Annotated in this window: 22 protein-coding genes; 8 read left to right on the top strand and 14 right to left on the bottom strand. The window is 48.7% G+C overall.

The features are described 5' to 3' along the window. Nucleotides 1–916: 916 nt before the first annotated feature. Nucleotides 917–2,830, bottom strand: a complete 1,914-nt coding sequence (gene thrS, locus HI950_RS32065) for a threonine--tRNA ligase (RefSeq protein WP_169090669.1) — start codon at nucleotides 2,828–2,830, stop codon at nucleotides 917–919. A gap of 387 nt (nucleotides 2,831–3,217) precedes the next feature. Further along, nucleotides 3,218–4,000 carry an AraC family transcriptional regulator gene (locus HI950_RS32060; protein WP_169090563.1) on the bottom strand — a complete coding sequence of 261 codons (783 nt, stop codon included), beginning with the start codon at nucleotides 3,998–4,000 and terminating at the stop codon, nucleotides 3,218–3,220. A gap of 105 nt (nucleotides 4,001–4,105) precedes the next feature. Here HI950_RS32060 and pyk point away from each other — a divergent pair, with 105 nt between their 5' ends. From pyk to HI950_RS32040, 4 genes are all read left to right on the top strand, one after another. Then, entirely contained in the window at nucleotides 4,106–5,521 is a 1,416-nt protein-coding gene (pyk, locus tag HI950_RS32055; protein WP_169090565.1) for a pyruvate kinase, read from the top strand. A gap of 165 nt (nucleotides 5,522–5,686) precedes the next feature. After that, nucleotides 5,687–5,983, top strand: coding sequence for a hypothetical protein (locus tag HI950_RS32050; protein WP_169090567.1), 297 nt, complete (start codon nucleotides 5,687–5,689; stop codon nucleotides 5,981–5,983). 242 nt (nucleotides 5,984–6,225) lie between these two features. Further along, a complete protein-coding gene (locus HI950_RS32045) occupies nucleotides 6,226–6,624 on the top strand; it encodes a hypothetical protein (protein ID WP_169090569.1) in 399 nt (132 codons plus the stop codon). A 199-nt stretch (nucleotides 6,625–6,823) separates the two neighbouring features. Beyond that, nucleotides 6,824–7,363 carry a DinB family protein gene (locus HI950_RS32040; protein ID WP_169090571.1) on the top strand — a complete coding sequence of 180 codons (540 nt, stop codon included), beginning with the start codon at nucleotides 6,824–6,826 and terminating at the stop codon, nucleotides 7,361–7,363. 75 nt (nucleotides 7,364–7,438) lie between these two features. On the opposite strand, the gene HI950_RS32035 is transcribed toward HI950_RS32040, so the two are convergent. The 4 genes from HI950_RS32035 to HI950_RS32020 all read right to left on the bottom strand — a co-directional run bounded on the left by HI950_RS32035 (nucleotide 7,439) and on the right by HI950_RS32020 (nucleotide 10,350). Next, nucleotides 7,439–8,857 (bottom strand): DHA2 family efflux MFS transporter permease subunit, encoded by a 1,419-nt coding sequence (locus tag HI950_RS32035; RefSeq protein WP_169090573.1) that lies wholly within the window; start codon nucleotides 8,855–8,857, stop codon nucleotides 7,439–7,441. 4 nt (nucleotides 8,858–8,861) lie between these two features. Then, nucleotides 8,862–9,287 carry a MerR family transcriptional regulator gene (locus HI950_RS32030; protein ID WP_169090575.1) on the bottom strand — a complete coding sequence of 142 codons (426 nt, stop codon included), beginning with the start codon at nucleotides 9,285–9,287 and terminating at the stop codon, nucleotides 8,862–8,864. Between the two features lie 225 nt (nucleotides 9,288–9,512). After that, on the bottom strand, nucleotides 9,513–9,902 hold the full coding sequence (locus HI950_RS32025; protein ID WP_169090577.1) for a hypothetical protein: 390 nt from the start codon (nucleotides 9,900–9,902) through the stop codon (nucleotides 9,513–9,515). 148 nt (nucleotides 9,903–10,050) lie between these two features. Further along, on the bottom strand, nucleotides 10,051–10,350 hold the full coding sequence (locus HI950_RS32020; protein WP_169090579.1) for a hypothetical protein: 300 nt from the start codon (nucleotides 10,348–10,350) through the stop codon (nucleotides 10,051–10,053). A gap of 218 nt (nucleotides 10,351–10,568) precedes the next feature. Between HI950_RS32020 and HI950_RS32015 the strand changes: the two genes are divergently transcribed. Then, the gene (locus HI950_RS32015; protein WP_169090581.1) at nucleotides 10,569–11,552 is read left to right on the top strand and encodes a phosphodiester glycosidase family protein; all 984 of its coding nucleotides are present in this window, start codon (nucleotides 10,569–10,571) and stop codon (nucleotides 11,550–11,552) included. Then, entirely contained in the window at nucleotides 11,549–12,589 is a 1,041-nt protein-coding gene (locus tag HI950_RS36850; RefSeq protein ID WP_317618490.1) for a glycosyltransferase, read from the top strand. The genes HI950_RS32015 and HI950_RS36850 overlap by 4 nt, the downstream gene beginning before the upstream one ends. 91 nt (nucleotides 12,590–12,680) lie before the next feature. Here HI950_RS36850 and HI950_RS32005 read toward each other — a convergent pair whose 3' ends face one another. The 8 genes from HI950_RS32005 to HI950_RS31970 form a co-directional block, all read right to left on the bottom strand. Further along, a complete protein-coding gene (locus HI950_RS32005) occupies nucleotides 12,681–13,352 on the bottom strand; it encodes a polysaccharide deacetylase family protein (RefSeq protein ID WP_169090583.1) in 672 nt (223 codons plus the stop codon). A gap of 554 nt (nucleotides 13,353–13,906) precedes the next feature. Next, nucleotides 13,907–15,106, bottom strand: coding sequence for a Ger(x)C family spore germination protein (locus HI950_RS32000; RefSeq protein WP_169090587.1), 1,200 nt, complete (start codon nucleotides 15,104–15,106; stop codon nucleotides 13,907–13,909). Further along, a complete protein-coding gene (locus HI950_RS31995; protein ID WP_411268178.1) occupies nucleotides 15,099–16,580 on the bottom strand; it encodes a spore germination protein in 1,482 nt (493 codons plus the stop codon). The genes HI950_RS32000 and HI950_RS31995 overlap by 8 nt, the downstream gene beginning before the upstream one ends. Further along, nucleotides 16,540–17,673 carry a GerAB/ArcD/ProY family transporter gene (locus tag HI950_RS31990; RefSeq protein ID WP_169090591.1) on the bottom strand — a complete coding sequence of 378 codons (1,134 nt, stop codon included), beginning with the start codon at nucleotides 17,671–17,673 and terminating at the stop codon, nucleotides 16,540–16,542. The genes HI950_RS31995 and HI950_RS31990 overlap by 41 nt, the downstream gene beginning before the upstream one ends. After that, nucleotides 17,670–17,933: a hypothetical protein gene (locus HI950_RS31985; RefSeq protein ID WP_169090593.1), complete on the bottom strand. Its 264-nt coding sequence runs from the start codon at nucleotides 17,931–17,933 to the stop codon at nucleotides 17,670–17,672. Before HI950_RS31985 ends, HI950_RS31990 begins: the two co-directional genes overlap by 4 nt. A gap of 148 nt (nucleotides 17,934–18,081) precedes the next feature. Then, nucleotides 18,082–18,312, bottom strand: coding sequence for a hypothetical protein (locus tag HI950_RS31980; RefSeq protein ID WP_054026073.1), 231 nt, complete (start codon nucleotides 18,310–18,312; stop codon nucleotides 18,082–18,084). Nucleotides 18,313–18,424: 112 nt separating this feature from the next. Next, nucleotides 18,425–19,684, bottom strand: a complete 1,260-nt coding sequence (locus HI950_RS31975; protein WP_169090595.1) for an ATP-binding protein — start codon at nucleotides 19,682–19,684, stop codon at nucleotides 18,425–18,427. A gap of 117 nt (nucleotides 19,685–19,801) precedes the next feature. Beyond that, on the bottom strand, nucleotides 19,802–20,119 hold the full coding sequence (locus HI950_RS31970; protein ID WP_169090597.1) for a thioredoxin family protein: 318 nt from the start codon (nucleotides 20,117–20,119) through the stop codon (nucleotides 19,802–19,804). 122 nt (nucleotides 20,120–20,241) lie between these two features. On the opposite strand from HI950_RS31970, the gene HI950_RS31965 reads away from it, so the two are divergent. After that, on the top strand, nucleotides 20,242–21,447 hold the full coding sequence (locus HI950_RS31965; RefSeq protein ID WP_169090599.1) for a hypothetical protein: 1,206 nt from the start codon (nucleotides 20,242–20,244) through the stop codon (nucleotides 21,445–21,447). Continuing rightward, nucleotides 21,444–24,392: a DEAD/DEAH box helicase gene (locus HI950_RS31960; RefSeq protein ID WP_169090601.1), complete on the top strand. Its 2,949-nt coding sequence runs from the start codon at nucleotides 21,444–21,446 to the stop codon at nucleotides 24,390–24,392. Before HI950_RS31965 ends, HI950_RS31960 begins: the two co-directional genes overlap by 4 nt. Nucleotides 24,393–24,839 lie beyond the last annotated feature (447 nt).

Raw genomic sequence — 24,839 nt, 5'->3', positions numbered from 1 at the left:
GAACACCTCCTAGATATATTCATTATTGATTTCTCTTAACGAGGTGTCCACTTTTTATTCTAGATGTAAATCTCCCGGTAAAGGAAGCGCTTGTGCCCGAAGTTAGGTAAGTCTTGAAGATTAACGGGAGAAAACCCTTCTAATTCTCATTTTCGCGTGAAATTTTTAAAAATAGCAGGAGTTTTTCCTGTTAACATGCTAACTTGACACTCTCGGCGGTGGGCCTCATGTGGCGAGGGTGAGTGACTGTCGCGGATGGGCCCCCATGTGGCGTGGGCGGGTGACGGTCGTGGATGAGCCCCCATGTGGTGAAGGCGAGTGACGGTCGCGGGTGGCCGCATGTGGCGTGGACGAGTGACGGTCGCGGGTGGGCAGCATGTGGCGTGGGCGAGTGACTGTCACGGATGGGCCGCTTGTGGCGTGGGCGAGTGACTGTCGCGGATGGGCCGCATGTGGCGTGGGCGAGTGACGGTCGCGAATGGGCCGCTTGTGGCGAGGGCGAGTGACGGTCGCGAATGGGCCGCTTGTGGCGAGGGCGGGTGACGGCCGCAAGTGGGCTGCATGTAGCGAGGGCGAGTGGCGATCGGTCGCGGATGGGCAGCTTGTGGTGAAAGAGAGTGGACGCTGCGGGCGGTGGTGGTTGGCGGACCACAGGCGTCGGGTGGCGGCAAACCCGCCTTCCAACCATGCTGCACCAGCTACTTGTTGTATGCATACTCGGCGTTGATAGGCGTGTACATTCCCTTCTTTTTTCTTAACAAAAAAAACGAGCCCTAGAATCAATTCTAAGGCTCGTTGTTTGCATTTCAGGATTCAGAATCGAATCCCCTAACCGCTGTGGTTTACCAAACACACTACTTTCCCATCACCCTCCTAAGAGCGCGAGAGTTACTATTCAATCATCGTCTTACAACAATTATGACTTAGCTTGAATCTCTTCCTTTATTCGCTGCACGATCACGCTGATGGCTTCCGTCCCGAGGTCTCCCTCGCCTCGTTTTCTGATCGCCGCTGTGCCTGCTTGCTTCTCATTCTCGCCCAGTACGAGCGTGTAAGGAAGCTTCGCAAGCCCCGCCTCGCGAATCTTATAGCCCAGCTTCTCGTTGCGAATATCCACCTGTGTACGAATACCCGCATCGGCCAGCACCTGCTTAACTTGCAGCGCATAATCGATGTACTTCTCCGAGACAGGCAGCAGCTTCACCTGCACGGGAGCCAGCCATAGCGGGAACGCGCCTGCGAAGTGCTCTGTCAACATCCCGATAAAGCGGTCGATTGAGCCATATACGGCGCGATGAATGACGACAGGACGGTGCTTCTGGTTATCCTCGCCAATATAAGACAGGTCGAACTTCTCCGGCATTTGGAAATCAAGCTGAATCGTGCCGCATTGCCAGCTGCGCTTCAGCGCATCCATAATGTGAAAGTCGATTTTCGGCCCATAAAACGCGCCATCTCCTTCATTCACCCGATATGGAATGCCGCTGCTATCCAGCACGCTCTTCAGCGATTGCTCCGCTTGATCCCACAGCTCCTCTGAGCCCATGGAGTCCTCCGGCCTTGTCGAGAGCTCAATCTTGTATTCAAAGCCGAATACGCCATATACGTGATCGATCAAAGCAATCGCGCGGCTTATTTCCTCTTTAATCTGATCTGGGCGGGCAAAGATATGCGCATCATCCTGACAAAATGTCCGCACGCGCATCATCCCGTTTAGTGCGCCTGAATATTCATGCCGATGAACCTGACCGAATTCTGAAATGCGAATCGGCAGCTCCCGGTAGGAATGCAGACTATTTTTGAAAATAAGCATATGCCCCGGACAGTTCATCGGCTTAAGCGCATAACTCGTATCGTCAACATCTGTGAAATACATGTTGTCTTTGTAGTGGTCCCAGTGGCCCGATTGCTCCCACATCCGCCTGTTCATCATAAACGGCGTCCGTACTTCCTCGTAATCCCGCTGACGCTGCAGTTCTCGGATAAAGTTTTCCAGCTCCGTACGAATCGTCATGCCGTTTGGCAGATAGAAGGGCATGCCCGGCGCTTCCTCGGAGAACATGAACAGCTCAAGCTCCTTGCCGAGCTTGCGGTGATCGCGCTTCTTCGCTTCCTCAAGCAGATGCAGATGCTCATCAAGCTGTGCTTTCTTCGGGAAGGACGTGCCGTATATCCGCTGCAGCATCTTGTTGTCCGAATTTCCGCGCCAGTAAGCACCGGCAACATTAAGCAGCTTAAACGCCTTGATCCGTCCAGTGGACGGCAAATGCGGCCCTCGGCACAGATCGATAAATTCGCCTTGCTCATACATCGTAATGACAGATGCCTCAGGCAGATCGCGGATCAGCTCCAGCTTGAGCGGCTCTTCAAGCTTGGTGAAAAACGCCGTTGCTTCCTCGCGGCTTACTTCCCGCCTTGTGATGGGCAGGTTTTCTTGAATGACTTTGTTCATTTCCGCTTCAATTGCAGTCAGATCGTCAGTCGACAGCGGCTTCTCAATGTCGATATCATAGTAGAAGCCGTCCTCGATAACAGGGCCTATTCCAAGCTTCACAGCCTTCTCCCCATAAATACGCTTAATGGCCTGTGCCATAACATGAGCTGTACTATGGCGATAAAGCGCAAGCCCATCTGCTCCCTCGAGCGTAACGATCTCAACATGACTGCTAGCGTCAATAGGCTGGTTCAAATCAACAAGCTTGCCGTCCACTTTGCCCGCTAATGCGTTTTTCTTAAGCCCGATGCTGATCGACTCGGCGATTTGCAAGGCGGTCGTCCCTTGCTCATACTCCTTAACTGTTCCATCCGGTAATGTAATTGCAATACTCATCATGCAGCCTCCGATCGAATTAGTAGAACGCAAAAAAACACATCTCTCCCACAAAGGGACGAGTGCGTTCAGCTCGTGGTTCCACCCTCATTCGATCTGCTGCTATATGTAACTGGCTGACTGCCAGACACTTCGCTTAAGCAAGATCCTTATTGAGCATCCGATAACGGGGATGACACGGTGCTATTTACAACCGCTCATTCCATCAGCGGGTTCCATAGCACGGCTACAAAGGGGTAATTATACAATCGATTGCTGGAGAAGCTCTCAGCCTTAGCCTCTCTCTCTGGACAGCTCGCATTGATAATCATGTCTTTGGTCGATGCCTATTTATGGGTAAATTGTAATCCGAACCTTCGGATCTGTCAACCGCAGCAGGTACACGTTTTATTCGGTTGAAGATCGTTCATGCAGGAAGTCGGACGGCGAGCTGCCCGTGCTGCGCTTGAATATACGGTAAAAGTAAGAGACATCATTGTAGCCTAAATAATCGGCGATTTCACTGATCATCAGCTGGGATTCCGTCAGCATGTAAATCGCCGTCTTCATCCGATGATTGTGTACATATTCGCTGATCGTCTGATTGGTGACCGACTTGAACAAGGTCGCGGCGTAATTGGGTGTCGTATTAATGACATCACCCAACTCTTCCTTGGTCACCTTCTCACGGTAATGAGTGGAGATGTACTGCTTCATGCTGTCTACGCGCCGATGCTTCTCGGAGGTAATGATGCCGCGGTCCTTCTCCTGATTCAAATAGACTAGCGCTTCAATCAGCAGCGCCTCCGCCATCAGCTCATAGTAGGAGGACCTCTCCTTGTACTGAGTAAGAATTCCCCGCAGCCGCTCCTGTACAACCTCAAAGCAGCCAAGCCTTTGCTTAAACGGCTCTCGCAGCTGAAGCAGCGTCAGTGCGCAATCCGCCGTGTTTCTTCTAAAGTTGATCACGTACTTCGTGTGTACAACCGTTGGGATGCTTTTTCCATAGAACGGAATATGGTCTGGAATAAGGAGCGCGTCCCCTTTTTCCAAAATAACCTTCTCCTCGTTCACCCAATATACACATTTCCCATAGGTCACAAGCGAGAGGTGAAAGGAGTGCTCACGCCCCCCTCCCTCCTCGTACCAAGCTGCCCCGTTGTCCTGATGAGCATCCGAAATGGCGATCATGATACACGCTCCCTAGCATTGTACTATAGTACATTAATTGTACTATAGTTCTTATCCTCTTTCGAGCATAAGCGTTACAATAAAAAAAACGAGGAGGCCTACAACATGCTAAAAACAAAAATTATTTGTACAATGGGTCCCGCTTGCGACTCCGTTTCGACGATTAAAGAAATGATCCAAGCAGGAATGACCGTTGGTAGACTGAATATGGCTCACGGCGAATTAGAAGATCACGTCATGCGAATGAATAATATACGGCAAGCCGCGCGGGAGCTTAACACTTTCGTGCCGATTATGATGGACATTAAAGGGCCTGAGGTGCGGATCGGCAAGCTGAAGGAGGCTTCTTGCGAGCTGGTTATCGGCGAAGAGCTGATTCTTACGACGGAGGATGTGCTGGGCGATGCGACTCGTCTGCCCGTTAATTATGCCGAGCTGCCGCTTGTTGTGAAGGCGAATGATCGGATTTTGATCGATGACGGACTTGTAGACCTTACCGTGCTATCCGTTGAAGGAACTGAAATTCGCTGCAAAATCATTAGCGGAGGAACGCTGAAGCCACGCAAGGGCGTTAACCTGCCAGGTATCAAAACGACGCTGCCGGGCGTGACCGAGCGCGACGTGGTGCATATCCATTTTGGAATAAAGCATAATATCGAGATCATTGCCGCTTCGTTCGTTAGAAAAGCAGAGGATATTTTGGAAATCCGCAACATTCTTGAGGAAGCGAATGCAGGTCATGTTCAAATTATTTCCAAAATCGAAAATGAAGAGGGCATGCTCAACCTCGATGCGATCATTGAAGCTTCAGACGGCATTATGGTCGCGCGCGGAGATCTTGGTGTAGAGGTGCCGATTGAAGATGTGCCGATGATGCAGCGTGAAATGATCAACAAATGCAATCTCGTAGGCAAGCCGGTTATCGTTGCTACACATATGCTAGAATCGATGCAGGTTAACCCGCGTCCGACAAGAGCGGAAGTAAGCGACGTTGCGAATGCGGTCATTCAGGGCGCTGACGTTGTTATGCTCTCGGGCGAGACAGCTGCCGGCAAATATCCGATTCCATCCGTTCGGACGATGGCCTCCATCGCAAAGAAAGCCGAATCCATGATCGACTACAAAGAGCAATTCGACAAGAAAAGAGCACAACAAAGCACAAACATCACCGAGGTCATCAGCCAAGGCGTCGTAAGCTCCTCGCTTGAGCTCAGCGCGAAAGCGATTCTAACGTCGACGGAAAGCGGCTTTACTGCGCGCATGGTTTCCAAATACCGTCCAATGGCACCGATCATCGCGATCACGCAGCATGACCATGTGCTGCCGAAGATTTGCCTGCTCTCCGGCGTCATTCCAGTTAAAGGCGACGTCGTAACGACAACGGATGAAATGTTCGAATCCGCGACCCGCAATGCTAAGCTGACCGGCCTAATTGAAGAAGGCGATATTATCGTCCTATCGGCGGGCGTTCCAATCGGCCAAGCTGGCGCTACCAACCTGATTAAGGTGGCACAGGTCTAACCTTATCGCTATAAGCTGCGTTGTCCGAGGACAGCGCAGCTTTTTTTCTATTTTTGCAATCGATACATTCAAGAAGCTTTCACAATATACATACTTCCGCGCGGCCTGCAGAGCTTAATATAATAATAACTACACTTTACGTTATGAAGCCAAGGAGGAATAGGCGTGAAAAAGGAACATACCGTCCATTTCAAAATTATTCATGGCACGGAAACTAAGCTGCTCACCGGGCTCATCTATTTAGAAGAAAATACGAAGCCTACGGTTCAGGATTATGAGGCTTGTCTGAAGCAGTGCGGACATGATGTGCATATCGAGAACCGCGAGCAATTCATTTTCCGATCCAATAACCCCGCTGACGATTACCTCATTGATGTACTGGAAAATTACCAGAAGAACAACAAGGATTTACATGCCGACCATCTCGCTCAAAGCTTCGTGAAAAGAACCCCATTTCTCTAACATGAAATGTCATTTTATAGGTACTTGGTCTACAAGAGGACTGTTTCGGGTCAAATGACCTTATGAAACAGTCTTTTTGTTTCGAACAGAATAGACTTTTGACCTTTTTCACAGTTGCTTAAGTACCTATTCGATTATAAGACCTTGGAAATATTTCCAAGTGGTATTTGTTATGCTATGCTTTTCATAGTATTAGTAAAGATATTTGATAAGCCTTACATTTTTAAGAAGTAACGCCCATCATGATCCATGAAAGTTGGTGCTTCGTGAGTACTGGTGAAAGCATATCCTTGGTTGTCGTCATCCTAATTTCATTTCCGCTTTGCCTGCTCGCCTTCATGGTCATCAGGCAATCATTCCAGGACAACAGGGAAGTCAAATATATTTTGAAAAACGGCATTCCGTTCGACGCTACCGTAAGCTCCATTCGGCAAACCAATACGGAAATTAACGGGTACCCCGAAGTATTTATTGGTTTAACGATACCAAGAGAGCATGCGGAGCCTTACCGCGCTATCGTTAAGACTGTCATTGATATGGTGAACAATCCACAGTACCAGCCTGGCCGCAAAGTAAAGGTGAAGGTTCTGGAGACGAACGGAAGAATAAAAGTCGCCTTGGAAGGCGCGCAAGTGCTATAACATGCGATAAACAAGGGCGGCCACAATTATAAGGCAAAATAAAGACGACTTTCAATCAGACCTATATTGAAAGTCGTCTTTTTATTTCCTCAACGCAAAAAGTTCTTCATTTCGGCTCAACAACCCTGACATAATGTTGTCAGCGTTACTCTAGTAAGATGAATGTATCAGTAAAATACAAATACCGGAGGTAATTGAAATGACAAATCACACGGTGAGATTTTACGACTTTCATGTATGGGCAAATAAAATTATTTTTAATCGGTTAAAGGAGCTTCCTCGCCACGTATACAATCAAGAAATTCAAAGCGTGTTCTCTTCGGTCTCGAAGGTCATGGCACATATATACAAGGTGGATCGCGGTTGGCTGGATATTCTAATGGGCAAAAGCATGAATGAAGCTATGGAAGCTTCTGTTCAAATCCAAGAGGACGCAGAGGCTTGCAGCCTTGAGGAACTAGAAGTAATGTACAATGACTTGTCCGTCAAGTTCAAAGCATTTATTAACGAGCATGAGGATCTGGAGAAAGAGGTTGTCTTGGATAATCCCTACGCCGGAATTTTGACCACCAGATATTCGGAATTTATTATACAGGTTGTGAATCATGGCACGTACCACCGCGGCAATCTATCAGCTATGCTGCGTCAAATCGGCCATTCCTCTGTTATGACCGAATACGGTCTTTTTATGTACCAGGATGAATCGAATCAAAGCTTGCCCACGACCTCCGCTACTTAGAACAAACAACGTCTCAGCTGCCATATAGCTTCAAAAAAGGAGCCTGTATCGTCGCGATACAGGCTCCTCATCATGTCAATGCATCACAGCTGGCTTTGGCTTCCGCAGAAGCAAAGTAAGCGGCAAAGATACGATAATAATGATAGTCCCTAAATGAAATACATCCTGAACGCTAAAGGAGAGCGCGACCGTTTCCGACACATTCCCCTCTCCTAAGTGAGCGATCGTCTGCGCTGATAGGATAGAGCTGAACAAGCTGATCGAAAGCGCTGACGTCCCCTGTCTGATCCAGTTCATGACCGCAGACGCATGACCCGAGTTCACGCTTGGGACTGCTGACATCGCAGCATTCGTCACTGGCATGTTGCTGAAGCCAATGCCCATATACCGAATAGCGACCCATACTGTAATAAACAAAGCACTGGTAGCCACATTCGCATGACTAAGCTCCCAAGTCGCTATTCCCATCAGGACAAGGCCGACCAGGATAAGCCGCGATGGGCCCACCTTGCTGTATAGCTTGCCAGCTGCAAGCGAGATTAATACCATAGCCAGCGTACCCGGCAGCATGACCATCCCCGTTGTAAAGCTTGATTCGCCTTTAATATTTTGCATGAAGATAGGGACCAGCAGCGTACCAGCGTAAAGCGAAATCGTGATGCAGCAGTTCAAAATTAAACCGTACGTAAACCGCGGGATTTTCAGCACCCGCAAATTCAATAAAGGATTGCTGACACGCAGCGTCCTTAGAACAAAAAACGCAAGGACAAGAATACCCGCTGCAATCATGCCTAACGTCTGCCAGCCTGCCCAGCCCCAATTATGGGCTTCACTAAAGGCCACAAGCAGCGAGCTCGTGCCGACGAGCACTGCACCGAACCCGATCCAGTCGAGCTTAATGCCTGTGCTTAAGCGATAATTCGGAATGAACTTAGCAGCGACGATCACAGCGATAATGCCAATGGGAATGTTCATGAAGAACAGCGATTTCCAGCCGTATATCTCAGCAAGCCATCCGCCAATTGTTGGACCAAGCGCTGGGGCAAGCATGGCCGATACGCTCCAGAAGCTGACCGCTACCGCCTGCTTTGACTTTTGAATCGTTTGGTAAATGATTGTCATCGTGGTGGGCATAATAATACCGCTGAAGAGTCCTTGCAAAATCCGGAAAGCGATAAGTGATTCGATGCTCCAAGCGAACGTGCAAAGCACAGACGCTAAAGTAAAGCCTGCCAACGCGATTACATATAATTTTTTGTAGCTCCATTTGTCACCCATAAAACCTATGATTGGGGCTATAATGCCTGTAGCCATCATGAATCCTGATAACATCCATTGGACCGTATTAAGGCTGGCCCCAAAATCATCCATAAAAATAGGTAACGCTACATTTATCGTGGTCGTACTTAAAGAAGCCATAAAGTTACCGAAGAATACGGCAATCAATATGGTCCAAAATGCCGATGCTGTTTTCTGTGAAGGTTCCACATTCATGCTCCTATTCTGTTAATTGTTCGATCGCATGCCGTACACGTTTCTCGTATCCAAGTAATTCCTCTTTAAACTGCTCCATTCTAGCAAGCTTGGTATCGATCATCGTTTTCTCTTTCTGCAGCACATGCAGCATGTCTATGAGCTTCAGCTTGCGTGCTTCACGGTCCTCTGTCGTGCGATACTCGCTCTTTTGCTGCTCGATGAGCGTCTGAAACGCAAGGTACTGCTGAAGCTCCGCCAGCGAGAAACCAAGCACTTCCTTCACTAGCAAAATTTTATTAATCTTTTCAATATCTCCTTCGGAATATAACCGTATGCCTCCTTGCGTTCGCTCAGGCGCGGATATCAAGCCAAAATCCTCATAATATCGTATGGCTCGCTTCGTTAAACCTGTACGCTTCGCCACCTCTTCAATTTTCAGCAGTTCCAATGCGCCGCACCTCCGTAATCTATATGATTAGCATACGCTTAGTGACAGTTAACGTCAACGTTAACTTTGTGGCAAAAAAAAGAGCATGTCGATTGTTCTCGTTTATGCGGACCGCTGCTGCAAAACCTTACTGCAGCTCTGATCCTGTCTCATGAATATAAATAAAGCCGACCTCATCCGAGGCCGGCTCTCGTGTTATTGTCTTAACGCCATAAGGTCTGTTCTTTATTTCTTGGTGAATCTTTGAATGAGAAAGACGCCCTCAATGATCAAGCCTATAACAAAGCCTGCCGCCACTGCTTCAAGGAAGACAAGGAAGCTGACCAGGTCCTCCCAGCCCGTCATATTTCGTGAATAAACAGCCATCAAGATTAGACCGAGCACCAAACCAAGGTTAGAGAGGAGCCATAGCCACCTCGCGCCAAGCCAGCCTGTAAAGCTGAATAAAAAGGACAGTATAATGGCTAGCACCATAAAGCGAAAAGCGTGCATACCGGTAAATGGCTGGCCTAATATGAGGAAGCGAATCATCCACAATAGAATACTGACTAGCAAGGATGATGCTCCGGCTAACAGCCACCACCCACTGCTTTTTTCTGCGGGAATCCAGCTCATCTGAGATAACCCCTCTCTTATAAAAAACGTTCTTGCTTATTAAACGTATGAAGCGCTTACTTTGTTTCGGCCAGATTAAATCAAAGAAGAGAGCGCCCGTTAGGGTGCTCTCTTCTGCTTGAGATGCGGCCAGCGTTCCTTACTCCACTTACTCAACGCCATCCTTGAAGTTTTTATCGTAGTTTTTATCGCCCTTGTGCTCAAGATCGCTAAGCGTCTTCTCAAGTGTTGCCACAATTAGCTCTTTCACATCATTCAGCGTGTCATAGAACAATGCCTCTTCTGAGCCAACAATTTTTACGCCGCTAATCGCTTGTATGGATTGGAATCGCCGATGCTGATCCGCAAGATCATCAATCGCCTGAAGGGTATGCTGCGTTTGAAGAAACAAGTCTTTGTGATGCTGGTCGGAGAGCCTGTCCTCGAGCTGCTTCATTCGTGAATTCATAAGCAATATTCCCTTCGTTTACGGAATTTATGAGGCGCATGCATGAAATTTATTCCATCCTCCTGTATAAGTATTTCCCCCTCCAAAACAAATCAAACGCTCCTCCTAGCCGCCTTCTTAGCCACCGCTTCCAAGCTTTCAGTAAACGCTCAGTCCCGCTTCATATACGATTAACGTTGCGATACGACAATAATCTTATTCGAATGAGGTCATTCCGAATGCTTTCGAAGCTTCATTTCGCTTCATATCCCTGTCAGGAGTTGATCGGCATTTTAAATCTAACCAGAAGGAAAAAAATAGCGCTCGTCCTCACCGTTATCATTCTTATCATTGGCGGTGTGCTCTACATGCTGGCTGATCGTTATCTTATTGAGCATGTTGAGGTCGATGTAGCCGCTAAGACGCCAGCCGTCGCTCAAGCTGATTCCAATGCCGCTACTGAGCAAGTAGAGCAGGATGATTGGAATTACAGCAGCGCAGATACTCAGATTCATATTGAGAAAGTCGAATCCGGATCGGGAAGCGACAAGGTCACTTATTTTGTCGCGGATGTTCAGTTCGCGGACGCTAGCCTATTGCAGTCCGCCTTCGCCAAAAATGCGTTCGGACGCAACATAACGGAAGACACGTCTGCGATTGCGGCGAAGAACAATGCCATTTTTGCGATCAACGGCGATTATTACGGCTTCCGAGATGACGGCGTCATCATTCGCGGCGGCACCTTGTACCGGGACGAGCCTGCGCGCGACGCTTTGGCATTGCTCAGCAACGGCACGATAAAATCCTACAACGAGGAGCAGCTAACCTCCTCCGAGCTGCTTGCTGAGGGCGTGACCGATACGTATTCCTTCGGCCCTATTCTTGTGAAGGATGGCGTCATTGCTGGCGACTTCGACAAAGTAGTCATCGATACCAATTTCGGGAACCGTTCGATTCAAGGCTCGAATCCCCGAACGGGGATTGGCATGATTGCGCCAAATCACTACGTATTCGTCGTTGTGGATGGACGCAAGGACAATTACAGCAAAGGAATGACCTTATCTGAGTTTGCGAGTGTATTTACGGAGCTAGGTGCGTCCGTAGCCTATAATCTTGACGGCGGCGGCTCGTCAACGATGTATTTCATGGGCAGAGTGGTCAACAACCCGCTTGGCAAGCAGCAGGAGCGCGGCGTCAGCGACATTATTTACATCGCAGAATAACGATTACTGAATGGAGGCACACTGCCATTAATATTCTCATTCCCTCTTATGAGCCGGACGGGCGGCTTGTAACGCTAATCGAACAGCTAAGGGCGATCGGCTCGTTCCCGATCGTCGTAGTGGATGACGGAAGCGGAGCTGCTTACAGAGAGCTGTTCAGCTCCGTAAGAGAGCTGGGCTGCACCGTCATTACCCATAGCATCAACAAAGGCAAAGGCCATGCGCTTAAGGCTGGCTTTCACTATTTTCAACAAAAGGACATAACCGATGGCATCGTCTGCGCGGACAGCGACGGACAGCATCTTCCGCAGGATATTATGAAGATTGCAAGCAGCATACAGGAGTACAACCAGCATATTGTTCTCGGAAGCAGACGCTTTACCGGTAAAGTGCCCCTTCGCAGCCGCTTTGGAAACACCGCTACTCGGCTCGTCTATTCTTTTGCAACAGGCAATCGCCTGTATGATACGCAGACCGGGCTGCGCGGTTATTCAGCCCATATGCTGAGCTGGCTTTGCCGCATACCAGGAGATCGCTTTGAGTATGAGATGAACCTGCTGCTTGAAGCGCCGGCGGCAGGCTTTTCCTTTCATGAGGTTCCGATTGATACGATCTATCTGGACCATAATGAATCATCCCATTTCAGGCCGATAACGGATTCCGCTAGAATCTATGCTCCGTTTATCGCCTTTAGCGCCAGCTCTTTACTTTCTGCCGCCATTGATTTTCTATTGCTTGCGCTGATCCATCTATTTAGCTCGAGCCTGCTGTTCGCCGTACTAGGAGCAAGACTTGCAAGCTCCATCTTCAACTACACAATGAATAAGAGATATGTATTCTCGAAGGGCAAGCGTGCCGCCATCAAGCGATCGATGCCCAAATATTTTGCTCTCGTCGCCGTTATCTTCTCATTGAATTACGGACTTATGCTTCTCTTTAATGAACGCCTCGGCATTCCCTTGCTGGTCGCCAAGCTGTTGACCGAAGCTTCGTTATTTGCATTCAGCTACTACGCGCAGCGCAGATTTGTTTATTAAGAATGGTTTGCCAAACAAAAAGCCGGGTACGGCACGCAGCTATGCTTCCATTGCTGCGTGCCGTACCCGGCTTCTCCTTGCTATAAATAACTTAAACCAATTGTACATTCAGACTCGTTTCCTTCGGCAGCCTAAACGCCAAACCCATCGCAAGCAGCTTATCCACGAGCGCCTTAAAAGGCTCCGCCGAGATCCAGTCATGAATCATAATGATCTCATTTCCGTTAGAAGCTTGTGAATCGCCCCCTCCGCTTAGCGCGCCGTCCGCTGCCAAATCGAAAGTATCCAGCGTGCAAGAAACATGGATTCCCGGCTTCATGCTCGCCTCATTTGGCGCAGCATATCGAATCTTTTCAAAGGATGGCTGCTGGTAGCCAAGCTGCTCCAACAGCCGCTCTATCGCTGCAAAATGCTCATCATTCGTCTCGTCCTGCACATACGGGTATCGAAATGCTTTTGACGGCCTCTCAACATCTGCCTCCGCATATAGCTGCTCTATTATTCTATCGGATCGCTCCAGCTGTCCTCTCACATCCAATAAGCTGATTGCAGAGAAGTCAGCACAGTCGTAGCTGCGATTGCCAATCACATGTCCCGTCTTAATCGCATGCTTAGCCTCTTCCGAAAACCTCTCCAGCGCTTCGCCGGCACAAAACCAAATCGCCCGTATTCCTTTTCCGTTCAAATACTCGACCTTCTCCATAAAATCTTCGGTAGGACCGTCATCCATTGTGAGGTACGCCGCTCTTTCAACCGCCAACATAGCAAGAAACCTCCGTTTATCTATTACTGCCAAAAAACATCATCTATGTATTATACCTTATATTGCTCGCGTTGTTGTTTTTGCTTATTATCCATATAAATGAAAAGGGCTGCTTCACAAAGCTTATCGCCTTGCAAAACAGCCCCTTAATGGCCTTTATTCCTGCTTATCTATCACGGTTGCTTTCGAACCGAGTTCAATTCGCATTCGTTCTGATGCCATTCTTTGATCATATTTTGATAAAAATTGCTTTCCTGCGCGCTTAGTCCCTGCCTGTTGTCTTTAATGATTAAATGGCCGATATTCCGTTTCAAAATAATGCTCCGACGTCCCAACATGTCCATGTAAGTCAAGTAAAATCACCCTCCAGCTTATGTTTTCCAATCGGTCTATATAAGTATAACGAATGCTAAACCTATTGAAAAACCGCATCAGGCTGCGCTATATCTAATAATCCCGTCTAAGGAGGAATGAGCGGAAACCACTACCAGCCATTCGAAAACATCCTGCCATATCCTCCTTTTAACGTCCCTATCTCTTCCAGATCATGTGAGCTACGGCCCAACCCCCTCGTTTTTAATATGTTTCGTCTTCAATTCGGAGCGACGAAGCCGAATATTGACTTTAACCGTTACAGGCGTGCTCGCGAATACGTTATTCCATCTTTCTGCAAGCGGAGCAAATTGCGCATAATGCATTCGATACATGTGCTCTCCGAAGCCGAATACATCCAAACCGAACCTCTTCTGTATGCTTCGAATAGTCTCGCTCATTTGCTGCTCCAAATAATCCGAGCCCAGCTTCTCAAGCTTCTCGTAGCCCGAAATCTTAGTGATATCGATCGATTCGTCAATGCTTGAAACCGCGCCCTCTGCCTCCAGCTTAACCTGAATTTTCACTTTCCCCTTCTCCATGAAAGCGTCGATATCAGAATCAATATGGCGAAGGCGGATAGACACATCATGCTTACGATACGGAATGGCAAGGGTCGTCGTCTTAACCTGATTGCTCGCCATCATCACCATTCTGCTTTCCTCGACAGAAATGAAGCCCTTCAGCTTGTCCTCTGAGAAGATGCCTGCTCCGGTTATGACGATGGATGCCTTCGGCGTGACCATCTTAATGCTTTCCATTTTATCGGCATCCTTCATGGAGCCCTTCAGCGAGATTGAAGCAAGCAGCAGCTCTCTTCCTTCGGCCAAAAAAGTTTCCGAGACATCGTACAGCCGGCTTTGGGGAACGCCTCCTCTTGAGGAACGGTAGCTTTTCAATTGGGAGACGATTTTGGAGGAGGCTTGCAACTTCCTAGGGTAAAGGACCTTGAAAATTTGAGAGGCGTGAACGCCTTCCGAGATTAAGACTAAGACATCCTCCCGAATAAATCTCGTGCGCTGCAACGGGTCCATTAGATACTGAATCCCCTGGCGGGCCAACCGTTCATCGATGATAATAACGCCTATATGGGAGATGAGCAGGCTGCGATCCAAGCTTTCGTTGAACCTAACCAAAAGATCAGGCAGCGAATTCCCTTCCAAGGATTGCACGATCGACGGCGTTGTATCCTTGCTCTCCTCCGGCCGTTTAGCGATCATCGTCTCCACGGTGAGCCGCAGCTTGCCGTGTTTTCCGGGCTCCAAGGCTATCCCTGTAATAAGGGATGTTTTATTCAGCTCCGCACTGTCCCAACAGCCTGCGATAGAAAGGGAAGCAGCAGTCACGCATATGGCAAGAAGTAGTCTAGCTGTTTTATTCACGGCTCTCCCCTCCAATCCCCTCATCGGGCAAGGGAGTCTGAAAGATCAATACCGCATCCTTCTGATTGCTAACGCGAAATGGGACGAGCGGAGACAGATAAGCAACACTAAAGGATTGTAATCTAACCAAATGCACCAACAAGTAGACAGCCCCCACTATGATGCCATAGAGCCCCAGCAGCCCAGCTAGAAAAATAAATCCGAACCTCAAAAGGCGAACGTTGGTGCCGAAGGTGTAAATAGGAGCAGCGAAGCCGGAAATAGCGGTTAGCGACACTACGATAACGTTGATGCTGGATACGATTCCCGCTTGAACGGCCGCCTCGCCAAGCACTAAGGCTCCTACGATGGATATCGTCTGACCGACGACCCGAGGCATTCGCGTTCCTGCCTCGCGCAAGATTTCAAACGTAATTTCCATCAATAAAATTTCGATAACGGCCGGGAAAGGGATGCCCTCCCGCTGCGCAACTATGCTTGTCAGCAGCACCGTTGGTATCAATTCAGCATGAAAGGTCGTTATCGCTATATAGATGGAGGGAACGAACAGCGAGAAGAAGAAAGCTAAGTATCGCAATAGCCTCGTGAAGGTACCGAAAGCAAACCACTGATAATGATCCTCCGGCGACTTAAAAAAATCGTTCATGACTGCCGGAACAACGAGCACAAACGGGCTGCCGTTCACAATGATAGCGGCCTTCGCCTCCATGATGGAAGAACAAACCGCATCCGGCCGCTCGGTGCTGTATATGGTCGGGAACAAAGAGAAGCTTCTTGGTCTAAGAAGCTCCTCTAAATTGCCGGAGTCCATCACGCTCGTCATTTGACTCATTTGCAGCCTTTTCCTGATCTTATCAAGCACCTTGGAGTCGACTCCTCCCTCCAAGTAGGCTATGTACACGGCAGTACGCGATTTTGCGCCTACTGCATATTTTTCAAAGCGCAGCCTCTCATTGATCAAACGCCTGCGGATTAAGCTCATATTCGTATCCGCCGATTCGGTAAATCCATCCTTCGGCCCTCTTACGACGCCCTGTGACGTGGGCTCAGCGACCGTTCGGTTATCCATCTTCTTCACGTCTAACACGAGTATCGAAGACGCCCCGTCTATCGCTAAGCCGGCGTAACCGGCAACCAGCTTATGCGCAAGGTCCTTCAGATCGTCAATGAGCTCACAGGACAACCCTCCGAAATACTTCTCCATCAAACCTCCCAGCATCGCCTCGGTGCTGCTAAGCGCTTCACTTTCTTTCATATGCGATAGCGGCCTTATGATATGGTCCATAATAAAAGGGACGCTCGTCATCGTCTCCAAATAGCAGAGCAGTCCACTCGTTTCCCCGATACGAACCGCCACAACGGCAAGGTCATCCGTATTGCCGAAAATATCCGTTACATAGGAGCGAACTTGATCGATTGACTGTATAGACTGACTATCCATCTGACTTTGTGAAGGTTGGTTTGATCGGTTCACTCGCATTGCCTCCCTTTCGGTTAGAACGAATCCAAATCAAAGCTCCCGTAAGGAGCGGAAGCACAAACTGAAACGGAATATGCAGGAAATAGACCACAAAATGAAGCCCTTCCTCCGAATGCTCAGCAAAGTTTTGCGTGACGATGATTGACATGGCCCCAATCAACATGGCGAGCGGGTAGATGTAAGTCCGGCTTGCCCTCCGAAATATGACAGACACGCCTTTGGCGCCTGCATATAAAAAAATGGTGCATTTTAAAAAAACGCCGAAGATGGTGATCAAGGCAACAAGTGCATCCATACGGTTTATAAAATCCAATACATTAATGAGCCTTGCCGCATCCAGCAGCGGAAAAGTCGAATACTTCTCGTACTCCATCCCCATCGACCATATTTGCAGCAAATCAGAGAAGGCTAAAATAATGCCTGCGCTTATAACCGCCCTCACTCCAGCCTTGCGAAATAAGCTTTTCCCGCCCATTCGCGGACACAAAACGAGAAACACGATCAATTCACCATAAGGAAACCACAAGGAGCTTTCGATGCTCGTCTTGATAACGGGGACGATTCCTTTGGACAAAAAAGGCAGCATTCTATGCAGATCAAGCGACCCGCTCATGAGCAAAAGAGCAGCTATCGCAATAAAAAACAAAAAAATCAATCCAATAATAACTTCCGATAACCTTCCTAATGCCAGCATGCCGCCATACGTTGCATAAGCGATTACAAGTACAAACAGTACGACAACGATCTCCTGCGGAGTTGTACGCAATAGCGTCGTCATGACTAGTTCCAGCATATCCCGAACATTCCGTGCTGCAATATACAGAAAATAAATGGTGTAGCAGAGTACGAATGCTTTTCCAATTAGGTTTCCCCAAGCTGCAACCAAGAGGGCGTACAGCCCTTTCGGCGACTCCGTAGAAACCATAGTGGTGTAGAGCAGAAACAACAAGAGGGCTGGAACGACGGTAATCACTTGAACCAGCCAAACATCCGGCACTAGCTTAGGAGTCCCAAAGAGAATTGACGTTCCTAAAAGTAAAACAAGCATGAGGCTGTAGCTTTGAAACATGGTCATTTTATTTGTCATCGCTTATTCCTATCGCTGCGCTGCTCGCCTCTTAATCGCTGTGATTGCTGCCTGCCTTTAGAACGTTTTAGGCTTCGCCAATCCTGTATTAGGGCAAAAGTGAAAGCACCTATTACGATCAAATAGGTTTGCCAGCTATTATAAGCCAGAGACTGTTTATAGAACGCAAGTCCAAAGGATTCGCGATATACGCCCATATCAAGAAGAGCAAGAAGCAGCGAAGCCAAGATAGCAGCAGCTGTTACGCCTATAGTCGTCATCTTGAACTACCCCATTCCCATGCATTTATGTACCATTCCTATATTTCACGAAACCAATGGTAATTATGTACAAAATAGCAGCATGCCTCGCTTTTTATGAAACAACAAAAAACCACAACCTCGGCGGAGGTTGTGGCTGATGTACATATTAGGCTTTTCCTAGGATCTCATCTATTTCGCTTTTCAGTAATAGATATCTGTGGACGCTGCGATTAATCGAAACCTTCGTCAGGTTATGCTTAAGCACATACACCTTCATCTGGTCCTTTGTAAGGCCTAAGAGATCACCGGCCTCGGTTACGGTCAATACAACCTGCTTGCTGGTCGCATTAAATGTCTTTTTAACTTTTTGATCCCAGTCTTCAAATACTACCTGCATATTTCCGACTCCTTTATCATAGTCAATGATCTTTATTGACTGCACCTCTTAATTATAGCACGAACAGCGCGATAATCTTAGCAGGATGAAAATTTTAACGGAAAAATGATTTTCAATTCGCTTTCGGGAAGCTGAGATAAAACTCCGTACCTATTCCAAGCTCGCTCTTAACGTCGATTTTCCCATTCATCTTCTTAATAATGCTAAAGGAAACCATCGTTCCAAGGCCTGTTCCCTTCTCCTTAGTCGAATAATAAGGCGTGCCAAGCCTCTTCATTTGCTCAGGTGCCATTCCACTCCCATTATCGCTTAATACGATAAGGGCATGATTATCGCGAATGTCCGTTTTAAGCTCTAATAAACCGCCGCCCTGCATGGCTTCGATCGCATTTTTGCCAATATTGATGAGTGCCTGACGGAATTTATAGCGGTCTCCATGGATGTGAAAATCATGCTCTTCTGTTGTCTCGACCTCTATTTGAATATTATGGTAGTTCGCATAGGTCATAAGCACATTCGATAAGTAATGGATTTCTTCATTGATATTGATCGCTTCAACGACCTCAGGATCAGGCTTAGCGAGCGAGAGGTAATCGGCAATGATAAGCTCCGCACGGTCTAGTTCCTCGAAGCATATTTTTTTATAGGTTTCCTTCTTATCATTTTCGAGATTAGCTGTAGCGAATAAATGAATGAACCCTCTAATGGTGGTAAGCGGATTGCGAATTTCATGTGCCACGGATGCGGCCATGTCACCGACAATTTTCATCTTCTCGCTCCTGATCATCTCCTCCTGCATCAGAAAAAATTGATCCTGAACATAGATGATATAGGCGCATATCCCCGCAATTATGGCTTGGAGCACATACGTTTGCAAGGTTGCATTTGGCTTTATTAACAGGATTTCCATTTGCCCTGTCCATATATGATACGACGCAAAGGTCAACAGCTTAATGAGCGAGCAATACAAGATGACCACAGCTATCTTGCGAACGATTGGCAAAGAGCGAAAGCGTTTGTACAGGAAGAGATAAACGACAAAGCTTGGCATTATCGAGATGACATACACCCATTCATTTGGACCGTGAAGAAAATTGCGATACAGCAAGAGGACCACATATAAAAATATCGATACATGCAGTCCGCCATAAAGTGCGCCGATCGCTAGTGGAATCGACCTGAAATCATAGATTAAGCCATTTAAATTAATGGGAAAAGACATCGTCATCATAATGGCTAGCGAAAAGAGGATGCTCACGAAGAAGCGATAAAGAAGCACGTTGCTCTTGGCTTTATGGATGTACGGGTATAAGGCTAGCGGGGAGCATATGATAAATATGTTTAATACAAAATCTTTAAAATAACCTAGCATAAATACCCCCATGCTATCTTTTTTATATGAATATAGCTTACTATTTTTAGCAATTCATATCCTCAATAATATAGCATAAAACAAAGATAAATAGGCTATAAAAGCTTAAACATCTCGCTAGTCCAAGTTCTTCATTAGCTTATACAAATAATCTACCGACCGCATCGCATATTCGAATTGAACAGGCTCCCCGTCCTTGAGCAGGACGAGACAGGGCACGCTTGTAATTTTCCATGCATTGCGCAGCTTGGCTGCATAGTTAATATTTATTTTATATAAAGTGACTGGAACCTCGGCGGCGTCTACAATTTCCAGCATGCGCTCCGCAACCTTGCACGTTCCGCAGAACGGCGATGAAAACAGCAGCGCATCCTTTCCGTTGCCGATTCGATTCAGCTTGAGCCAGTCAGCCTCTTGTACTTCAAGAATAGCCATAATAATCTTTCCTTCCCCTGTGCATCTAAACATGATCATGGTAATGCCTAGCTTCATTTAGATAAATGATATAATAACCTTATTCGAAAATAAACCTTATTCGCTCGGGAGACCTATCCGTCATGAAACCAATTGATACGATGAATATTGCCGAGTGGCACGGGCTGTTTGAGCATCGTACCGCCTTCTTGGCAGAGCATACCCGGAACCCTTCCTTTGCAAAGGAAGCCTTGGCGTCCATTAACCAAATAAAACCTGCGCTTTCTCCTGCCAGCAACGGCCTGTTCGAGCTGAGCGCCCACCTTTATGTTCTGGCGCTGCTGCTTAACCGGGCGCCGAACCAAACGTCGCAGCCGGGTTCTTTTATCGGCTTTCACACGCATGCCGCTATTTCCGATGTGGAGAAGGCGATTGAGCGCATATTTGAAAATAAGCCTGACATCGCTGATGAGCCGAGATACTGGCAGCGCATAACCGAGATACTCGCCTATTTGCGAAAGCTAATGCTGACCGAAGCCGGCTCCAAACTATATTTCTATGAACCGTATATCTCGCTTTGGCGCTGCTGGATTTCCCCCTACGATTCAAGTCTGTTTGCGGACGAGCTGCAGCTGCTGCAACAGGCACCGGATGAGCTTGGCTCTTCGCATTCCCGATACCCGTGGCTGCTTGCTAAGAGCTGGATATGCCTCTACTTGCGCCGCGATGAAGAAGCACTTGCGCATCTGAAGGAAATGAGCGGCAGCATCGCCGTACGTCCCGAGGATCTGTTCCCGATGCTAACCGTATTGCAAGAGGCAGAGGAATGGCAGCGATTAAGGGAATGGCTTGTTGCAGCTGTTCCTTTTATGGAGAGTCAACGGCTGAATAGTTTGACAAGCTTTTATCGCTACTGGGACAGCGTTATTGCACATATTCCCGGTGCAGAGCAGCAAATGTGGGCGCCTCTTATTCAGATGCTGCCTTATACGAAAGCCATCTATGAGGAAAAGCTGCTCCTCTACGCCAAATGGCAGCAGTGGATCGATTATCAGCTAAGTACTAGCAGCGAGCCTCTGGACTATCGCGTCAGCGTGTTGGCACCAATCGAGAAACATGCGCCAGAGCTGCTGCTTCCCTTCTTTCATCAGGCTGCGGAGAGATATGTTCTGCTCAAAAATAGAGACGGCTACAAAGCAGCGGTAAAGCTGCTCAAACGGCTCGCCAAGCTATACAAAAAAATGAAGGACGAGGAGCGCTGGGAATCGTATATTACAGCCTTCGCCTCTCGCAACAGCCGGCTTCGCGCCCTGCAGGAGGAGCTTCGGAGAGGAAATCTAATTCCATGAGCATACATACAAAATCCATTGCGGTGCACGTTAATTTAACGACGCATGGCGATGCCCTTCTATATGGGGTTAGCGGCACGAACGACTATATAACCGGCCTCCGCTTAAAGCAAAGCCTGTTCGCCTGGCACGAGGCCTCCTTCTACGGTACGGAGCTGGAGGTTCAGCAGGTTCAGGGACTGGAGCTTGTTCTGCTTCCCGCCGAGCAGGTAATCCCCTTCTTCGCGAAAAAGAAGCTGCTTGAGCATGTGGAGTGGGTTTGGGGAGATTTTGCCGAGCAGCTCGTTACTCTTGCCCCCTTGCTGGCTGCGGAAATCGAAGCCAAGCGCTATATCCCTAGCTTCTCCGCCTTCCGTGCCGGCAAGCTGCAATGGACCTGGGATAACGCTGCTTTAAATAGACAAATCCAAGCTGCGCTTGAGGCCGCAGATGCGGACGAAACGATGCGGGCCGGGCTGCAAGCGGCATTCTCAGCAACCCTATTCGACGTTTGCTATGGGACGGAAACGACTGCGGCCGATTTGCGAAGAGAATATCCGCTGCTCTTCGCGAAGGATCACGCATCCGCAGCGGGCTTGGATGCGCAGGCGTGGCTGATCGCGATAGGCTGGAAAGCCGACCAAGCCCCATTCCGTCCTATGCTGCAGCTCGTAGAGCCAGCGGATATGGATGCACCTTGGCAGCTTAAGCTCGTTCTGCAGGACAAGCTCAACCAAGCGGTGCTTGCGCCTCTCCGGCTGTCTGAAGCAGGGGAAGCTTTCGGCTCATGGCCTGCTTCCTGGACGAATGCCGTGCGCGAGCGCTCTGCCGGTTGGCTGAATCGGCTGCGCGCCAGTCTGCCTAAGGAGCGGCTTTCCGGGCATGCAGAGGATCTGTTGAACGCCCCCATGGCAAATGACGCTGCATGGCGGTTCCTAGCTGTGGACAGCCCCCGGCTGTTAGAGGCTGGCTGGCAGGTGCTGCTTCCCGCATGGTGGGAAACAGCGAGCCGCAAGAAACCGCGGCTTCGCGCCAAGGTCAGCACCCGTGCCGAGAGCACCGGCGAGTCATTGTTCGGGCTTGATACACTGATTGACTTTGACTGGCGAATCGCGATCGGCGAGACCGATCTCTCCGAGTCTGAATTTAATGAACTGGTTGCCCGCAATGAGCGGCTGGTCCGCTTCCGCGGTCAGTGGATATCGCTTGATCCCGCCTTGCTTGCGCAGATCCGCAAAGCGATGGCCGGCATAGACCGCTCCGAGGGGCTGTCCTTTCAGGACGTGCTTCAGCTGCATTTGCTGAGCAGCAGTGAAGGGCAAGAGGATGAGCAGCCTGAGCAGGACTTGGAGCAAACACAGCGCATTCAACTGGAAGTTGAGCTGAACGAGCATCTCATGAAGCTCGTCAGTCAGCTCAGCCAGAAGTCGGAATGGCCTGTGCTTGAAGTCCCTGCTGGACTGCGGGCAGAGCTTCGCCCTTATCAGCGCGAGGGCTTTGCTTGGCTGTCCTTCTTGCGGCGCTTTGGGCTAGGCGCTTGTCTCGCTGACGATATGGGACTCGGCAAAACCGTCCAGCTTATCGCTTATTTACTGAATCTCAAGGAAAGCGCAGCACATACAGATAATCGGCTTCCTGCGCTTATCATTTGCCCGACCTCGGTTCTCGGCAACTGGCAGAAGGAGATTAGCCGATTCGCGCCATCGCTGAGCGTCATGCTTCACTATGGCAGCAGACGCCTGGAAGGGGATGCTTTTCATGCGGAAATCCAGCATGTAGATGTCATTCTTACTTCATTTGCAACGGCAACGCTTGATCAGGAGCTGCTGAAGAGCTTTACTTGGGAAGCGATTTGCCTAGACGAGGCACAAAATATTAAAAACGCCCAGACCAAGCAATCCACGGCGGTGCGCAGCTTATCAGCCAAGCATCGTATCGCGCTGACCGGCACGCCGATTGAGAATCGCCTATCGGAGCTGTGGTCCATATACGACTTCATGAACCCGGGATTTCTAGGCAGCGCCCATGGCTTTCAGCAGCGATTCAGCAATCCCATCGAGAAAGAGCAAAATGCAGAACGCACCGCCGATTTGCAAAAGCTCGTTAAGCCGTTTATGCTTCGCCGCAAGAAGAAGGACCCGGCTATCCTGCTCGATTTGCCGGACAAGAACGAGATGAAAACCTATATCCACCTGACAGCCGAGCAGGGCGCGCTCTACAATCAAACCGTCAATCAGCTTATGGACCGCATGCAAAAGCTAGAAGGCATTGAACGCAAAGGCGCCATCCTATCTACGATTATGCAGCTAAAGCAAATCTGCGATCATCCTATGCTACTCACGAAGGAGCAGATTCTCGAGGTATCGGCTTCGGCTGGCGGGGAAATCGATACCGAGCCGTTAATCAACCGTTCCGCAAAGCTCGAACGGCTGCTCGCCATGGTGAGAGAGCTGCGGGACGAGGGAGAGCGCTGCCTTATTTTTACGCAGTATATCGGGATGGGAGAGCTGCTGAAAGCGGTGCTGCAGCAAGAGCTGCAGGAGCCGATCCTCTACTTGAACGGCAGCACGTCTAAGCTTGCGCGAGATCGAATGATCGAGAAATTTCAATCGAATGCGCTGCCGCCTGCCGAGCAGCCTAACGTATTTATTTTGTCCATCAAAGCCGGAGGAGTCGGGCTTAATCTGACAGCGGCTAACCATGTGTTCCATTTCGATCGTTGGTGGAATCCCGCCGTCGAGAATCAAGCGACCGATCGCGCTTACCGCATGGGTCAAACCCGCGATGTTCAAGTGCATAAATTCATTTCGCTTGGCACGCTTGAGGAACGTATCGATGAAATGCTGGAGAATAAGCAGCAGCTTAGCGAAAACGTGATCTCCAGCTCCGAAGGCTGGATTACGGAGCTTTCGACGGAAGCGCTGAAGGAGCTATTTACGCTTCGTCAGGATTGGAGCACCCCCTAAATTATCCCATAATTTAATTCGGTTACGACTTGCCGTTTGGCGATTGATTGTGCTACACTGTTTCTAATTTAAATGAACGGAGGGTTCCGTGTGATAGACTATATCCGAGTTAGGTCTTTGCGCAGCTGCTAATTGAATAGCGCCAAAGCTCTGCCTGTGTGCAGAGGACTCAGGATAGGTCTGCCATTTTAAAGGAACCCATATATAAAGAATACGGCAAAGCGTGAAGGGAACAGCCCTTTTTTTGCGTATTCACCTTTGGAACGGAATTTCCATATGCATACATGAACCTTAGCTCCGCAGCTCTTGTGATAGGTGGTTTCCCCCCTACTCCTTGGGCCGGCTTCGTTGTTCTTTGCTCATGGAAGGCCTTTACGATCTGATATCCTCTTACCCATAACTGTGAACACAGGCAGAGCTGCCTGTGTTTTTTTGTTTGAAAAAATA

The organism is Paenibacillus sp. PL91 (assembly GCF_012935325.2).
GTDB lineage: Bacteria > Bacillota > Bacilli > Paenibacillales > Paenibacillaceae > Pristimantibacillus.
Note: the sequence above shows the minus strand (reverse complement) of the source record. Positions and strands in the feature narration are given on the sequence as shown.